4 protein-coding genes are annotated in these 6,230 nt (G+C 72.6%); all 4 read left to right on the forward strand.

Features of this window, described 5'->3' with window-relative positions; all coding sequences use genetic code 11:
- Nucleotides 1-116 precede the first annotated feature (116 nt).
- Complete coding sequence (locus VFZ20_RS06340) at nt 117-992, forward strand: manganese catalase family protein (protein WP_329682998.1); 876 nt, start codon at nt 117-119, stop codon at nt 990-992.
- Between the two features lie 846 nt (nt 993-1,838).
- Complete coding sequence (locus VFZ20_RS06345; protein WP_329682999.1) at nt 1,839-2,879, forward strand: HmuY family protein; 1,041 nt, start codon at nt 1,839-1,841, stop codon at nt 2,877-2,879.
- A gap of 11 nt (nt 2,880-2,890) precedes the next feature.
- A complete protein-coding gene (locus VFZ20_RS06350; RefSeq protein ID WP_329683000.1) occupies nt 2,891-4,960 on the forward strand; it encodes a TonB-dependent receptor in 2,070 nt (689 codons plus the stop codon).
- Between the two features lie 45 nt (nt 4,961-5,005).
- On the forward strand, nt 5,006-5,911 hold the full coding sequence (locus VFZ20_RS06355) for a sirohydrochlorin chelatase (protein WP_329683001.1): 906 nt from the start codon (nt 5,006-5,008) through the stop codon (nt 5,909-5,911).
- Nucleotides 5,912-6,230: the final 319 nt, after the last annotated feature.

A 6,230-nucleotide genomic window follows, 5' to 3' on the forward strand; every position in this document is an offset into this window, starting at 1 on the left:
GTTTCGCGGCTGGCCCGGCCCGTGCCACCGCCCCCCCGGCCCGTTTTTCAGCACGGGGCGGCGGGGCGCCGCGGGGGTGCTCCCTGCCGAATCCGTATCCGAGAGGGAGAGGGTCGATGTTCTACCACGACAAGCGGCTGCAGTACCACGCCAGGCCCGACGCGCCGGATCCGCTGTTCGCCAGGAAGCTGCAGGAGGTGCTGGGCGGCCAGTGGGGCGAGATGAGCGTGATGATGACGTACCTGTTCCAGGGCTGGAACTGCCGCGGACCCATGAAGTACCGCGACATGCTCCTGGACATCGGCACGGAGGAGATCGCGCACGTGGAGATGGTGGCCACCATGATCGCCCGGCTGCTGGAGGGCGCGCCCCTCAAGGCGCAGGAGGACGCGGCCCGGATCCCCATCGTGGGCGCCGTGATGGGCGGCGACGACACCCGCGACCTGGTCGCGGCCGCGCTCAACCCGCAGCACCTCATCGTCAGCGGCGGGGGCGCGCTGCCGTCGGACAGCGTGGGCTTTCCGTGGACGTCGCGGTACACCATCGCCAGCGGCAACCTGCTGGCGGACTTCCGGTTCAACGTGACGGCCGAGTCGCAGGGGCGGCTGCAGGTGGCGCGGCTCTTTGCCCAGACGGAGGACAAGGGCGTCCGCGACATGTTCCGCTTCATGCTGGCGCGCGACACCATGCACCAGAACCAGTGGATCGCCGCCATCGCCGAGCTGGAGCGCGACGGCCTGGAGACCACGCCCGCGCCCAGCACCTTCCCGCTGGACAGCGAGCTGCGTGAGGTCTCGTACCAGTTCTGGAACATGTCCAGCGGCACGGAGAGCGCCGACGGCTCGTGGGCCAGCGGCACCACGCCCGACGGCAAGGGCAGCTTCACGTACCTGGAGGCGCCGGAGCCCATGAGCGAGGCGCCGGAGCTGCCGCCCGGTGATCCGCGCCTGCACGGCACGCCGCCCATGCCCATCCCGCCCGTCGCGGGCTGACCGGCAGGGGACGGATGACGAGCCCCGTCCGGCACCACGCCGGGCGGGGCTCCTTTCGTTCCGCGAGAAACGCCGACCGATGTCGTCCGGCCACGCCGTCATTCTGAAGGAGGCGCCGTCTGGATCCATCCCGTGCTGGATGGCGCCGACCGAAGAATCGGGTCGCCGGAGTGCGTGATCCCGCCCGCGCGCTGAGTTGCTCTCGGAGGCGGCCGCGCTCCAGCACTCCGCGCGATGTCTGATCATCCGGATCGCCCGCTCCCCCCCCGAAGTCGCCTTTTACAGATCGCGATCGGGTGGAGGTTGATGCGCATCGGCGGACTTCCGCGCCCGACGCCGTGATCCTGCCCATTCGAAAAAATTCGGAAGCGGTCCCCTCGCCGGCAGCCGCCTCTCTACCAAGGACAGCACGCACCCTGCCGTCCGCCGTCCGATCCGCGCCCGGCCGTCGCGTTCGCATCCCGCCTGCACCGACAACGTTTTCCTGAGCTCCTCACGCGCCGCGCACACCTCGCGGCAGAACCGCCGTTCAACCTCCCCAGGGGTTTATTGGGGGAGGTGCGAGCCTGGGCGAGCGGAGGGGGCGCCCGCGCGGGGCTGGCCACCCGTGCTCAGGTCCAAGCCCGTTCGAGCTGTTGACCGCATCACCGAGCCGTGACCTGACCGGTCGATCGAGCCGCGGATTGCCCGATTTCCCGATCTCCGCCGAGTCTCCCCGTCCGAAAATCTACCGACCCGCATCACCGTTCTTCCTACAGCGGCTGCCTCTCCGCATCCCGATCTTGCGCCCGGACTCCTCATCCTTTACTATGCGATTGAGACTCATTCTCAACCATCGGATTAGCCATGGATCGACGACTGCTCGGCCTCACCGCCCTCGTGCTTCTTGCCTCCGCCTGCGACGGTTCCCCCACCGGCGAAGGCGGCATCGACCAACCCGGGTTCCTTACCGTCACGCTGGACGGCTCCGCCGGCTGGGCGTACGCCGACCTGGACGCCGCCGCGCCGGCCGTCACCGTCGCCAACCCCGCGACCAACACGGCGTGGGACATCGCCGTGAACGCCACGAGCGTCATGCTCAACGGCGGGCAGGCGGGCCCAGGCGGCGTGCTGGGCTGGTGCCTGTGCCAGAACGAATCCGCCACCAACGACCAGGTCAAGGCGTTCACGGCCGAGTCGCAGCTGGCCGCGTTCACCTCCACCACGGCGGCCGTGGCCCCGGCGGACCCGGTCGCGTGGAAGGCGGATTCGCTCGCGTCGGCCATCACCGGCTGGTGGTCGTACAACCCGACCACGCACGTGGTCTCCGCCAACCCCGCGCAGGTCTACTACGTCCGCACGGCGGAAGGGACGGCGTTCGCCAAGCTGCGCGTCGTGGCCCTGACGGACCCGCAGCGCGCGCACGCCGGCAAGGTCACGCTGGAGTACGCGCTGCAGGCGTCCGCCTCCGCCCCGCTGGGGGGCGTGAAGCAGGTGACGGTGGACGTGGCGGGCGGCCGCGCCTACCTGGACCTGGGGACGGGCGCCGCGGGCACGGCCACGGACTGGGATATTGCCCTCGAAGGCTACGACATCCGCGTGAACGGCGGCGCCAGCGGCGGCGGCCAGGCCGGCGCCGTGCTGGCCACGGAGCCGTTCGACGCCATCACCAACGCCGCGTCGCCGCCCGCCAGCGTGTTCAAGGGCGACAGCTACGGCGGCGTCTTCAAGGCCCAGCCGTGGTACCGCTACAACCTCACGGGCTCGGACCACCAGGTGTGGCCCACCTTCAACGTGTACCTGCTGCGCCGCGGCGCCACGCTGTTCAAGGTGCAGGTCACCTCGTACTACGGCCCCGCCGGCGAGACGCGCCGCATCACCCTGCGTTACGCGAAGCTCGCCGGATGAACGCGGGGCGGATGATCCTCGTCGCGGCCCTCGTCCTGGCGGCCGCACCCGCCGCCGCGCAGCACGCCGTCTCCGGCGTCGTGGTCGAGGCGGGGACGGGCGTGCCGGTGGCCGGGGCGCGGGTACAGGCCGGCGCATCCGTCGTCTCGTCGGATGAAGGCGGGCGCTGGACGGCCACGCTCGCCCCGGGGACGCAGGTGGTCGCCGTCCATCATCCCGGCTACGCGGACGGAGCGGCGACGGTGGCCGTTCCCGCCATCCGCGAGGTGCGCATCGCCCTCACGCCGCGGCCGCTGCGGATGGAGACGGTGGTGGCCACGGCGTCGCGCCGCCTGCAGACGCTGGGCGAGGCGCCCGTGGCCACGGAGGTGATCGACCGAAGCCGCATCGAGGCCAGCGGCGCCACGGACCTCGCCGGCGTGCTGCGGATGGTGCCCGGCGTGGAGGTGCAGGGCGGGCACCCGGTGGGCACGGGCGTCTACCTGCAGGGCCTGGGCTCCGAGCGCGTGCTGGTGATGGTGGACGGCGAGCCCGTCGTGGGCCGCATCTCCGGCGAGATGGACCTCACCCGCCTGCCCGTGGCCGACGTGGAGCGGGTGGAGGTGGTCAAGGGGCCGCAGTCCACGCTCTACGGCTCCGAGGCCATGGGCGGCGTCATCAACCTCATCACCCGCGCGCCGGAGCCGGGCGCTCCCGCCGGCGGCGTGCAGCTCACGGGCGGCTCCCGCGGCCGGCGGGACGGCGCGGCGTACGCGCGGGCGTCCCTCGGCACGGTCGACTGGACCGTGCGCGGCGGCCTGCGCGACGTGGACCTGGTGCCCGGGCAGGATGCGCCGCTGGACGCCGGCACGCGCCGGTGGGACGGCAACGCGCGCGTGGGCTGGCAGGCGTCGTCCGCCCTGCGGGTGGAGGCGGGCGGATGGCTGGTGGACGAGGACCAGCGCTGGCGCACGGGCCAGCTCTACCAGTTCGCCGACAACCGCCAGTGGAGCGGCCGGCTTTCCGCCGCGTGGACGGCGGGCGCGCATCGCGTGGCGCCGTCGCTGTACGTCGCGGGCTTTGAGCACGCGCTCCGCCGCGCCAGCGGGCCCACGCCCGTGGGCGGCGGCGACCGCGAGGTGCAGCGCCTGGCCGAGGCCGCGCTGGCGTACACGGGCGCCGTGGGGCCGCTGGCCATGGACGCGGGCGTGGAGATGCGGCAGGACTGGACTCGCAGCGACCGCGTGGAAGGCGGCGAGCGCGACGCGTCCGTCGTGGACGCGTACGGACAGACGACGTGGACGGCGGGCGCGTGGAGCTTGGTCCCCGGCATCCGCCTGTCGCACGACGAACGCTGGGGCGACCACTGGACGCCGCGCCTGGCCGCGCTCTGGCGGCCCGTCCCGTCGCTTGCCCTCCGCGCCTCCGCCGGGGCGGGGTACCGCGCGCCGGCGTTCAAGGAGCTGTACATGGACTTTTTGAACGACGCGGCCGGCTACACGGTGCGCGGCACGCCGTCGCTGCGGCCGGAGGAGAGCACCAGCCTGTCCGCCGGCGCGGAGTGGGCGGGGCAGCGCGCCTACCTGCGCGCGTCCGCGTTCCGCACGGACTTCGACGACTTCATCGAGACGGTGGTGGACGACGAGGCGTCCACGCCGGGGCTGGCCGTGTACCGCTACCAGAACGTGGCGCGGGGGCGGACGGCCGGCGTGGAGGCGCAGGCCGGCGCCGCGCTGGGCAGCCTGCGGGCGGATGCCGGCTGGTCGTGGCTGACGACGCGCGACGAGTCCAGCGGCCGCCCCCTCTTCGGCCGGCCGGAGCATTCCGGGCGGCTGGCGCTAGCGTACGCCCGCGCGTCGGGCCTGCGCGTGGGGCTCGCCGCGTCGTACACGGGGCGCACGCCGGAGCAGGAGACGGACGGCGTGGTGCTCTACCGCGAATCGTACACGCGGCTGGACGGCCGCGTCTCGCACACCCTGCCGCGCGGGCTGGCCGTCGCGCTGGGCGTGGACAACCTGACGGGCACGGGCCCCGAGGGCTGGCCGGGGTTCACCGGCCGCAACCTGTACCTGACGCTCTCCTGGTCCGCCGAGGGGCGCTGACCGGGCTGCCACACATCACTGACGGACGGACTCGGAGGATTGCGGATGAAGGGACTTCGGATGACCGCGGCGGCGCTGCTGCTGGCCGCGTTCGCGTCGCCCGCGACGGCGCAGAATCGCGTGGGCACGCTGATCCTGGCGCACGGCGGCGACAAGGGGTGGAACGACCAGGTGCGCGCCATCGCGTCGCGGGTGAACACGGGCGGCCCCGTGGAGGTGAGCTTCCTGATGGGCCCCGAGGCGCCGGCGCACCGCTTCCAGGACGCCGCCGAGCGCCTGGAGGCGGCGGGCGCGTCGGAGATCGTCGTCGTCCCGCTGCTGGTGTCCAGCCACAGCGGCCACTATGAGCAGATCCGCTGGCTGGCGGGCGAGACGGACGCGCTGGAGGAGATGATGCAGCACCACCTGCACATGGCCGGCATCGAGCGCGCGGACGTGAACGTGCCCATCCACGTGGCCCGCGCCATCGACGACTCGCCCGAGGTGGCACGCGTGCTGGCGGATCGCGCCCTGACGATGCAGCCGCAGTCCGCCGGGCGCGCGCTGTACCTGCTGGGCCACGGCCCCAACGACGACGAGGCGTACGCGCAGTGGATGCGCAACCTGCGCCCCGTGGCCGACAGCGTGCGGGCGGCGACGGGCTTCGCGCAGGTGGGGGTGGGCCTGGTGCGCGACGACGCGCCGGCGGAGGTGCGCGCGGCCGCCGTGGCCAGGGTGCGCGCCGAGATCCAGGCGCAGCACGCGGCCACGGGCCAGCCCGTGATCGTGGTGCCCGTGCTCATCTCGCGCGGCAGCGTGAGCGAGGTCAAGTTCCGCGCGGACCTGGAGGGGCTGCCGGTGGTCTACAGCGGCGAGACGCTGCTTCCGCACCCCGGCCTGTCGCGCTGGATCGAGGCCCGCGTCCGCGAGCGCGCCGGCGCCGCGTCCGGCGCGCACAACCACGCGAACTGAAGGCACAACCCAAGGTGTCGTCTTGGTGGACGCACCTGAAGCGGGATGGCCTCACAGAAGGATTGCACACGGGGCCTTCGGCCAACAGAGGTAACGGTAACTGATCGAAAGACAACCGTTGACTCCGTTGGCGAAGGCCCCGTGTGAGAATGCTGTTTCGGCCTGTTCTCTGACTTGGCGATGAGATTGTTGGCGGTCCTGGGGCTGAACGCAATCGGGCGCGGAGAGATCTCATCTCCGCGCCCGATCTGCTTTTGCTCCGTCGATCCCCGTCACCCGTACGCGCGAAGCCGCTCGGGGGTGGCAGGGATCGGCGCGT

It is taken from the genome of Longimicrobium sp. (assembly GCF_036280135.1).
Classification (GTDB): domain Bacteria; phylum Gemmatimonadota; class Gemmatimonadetes; order Longimicrobiales; family Longimicrobiaceae; genus Longimicrobium.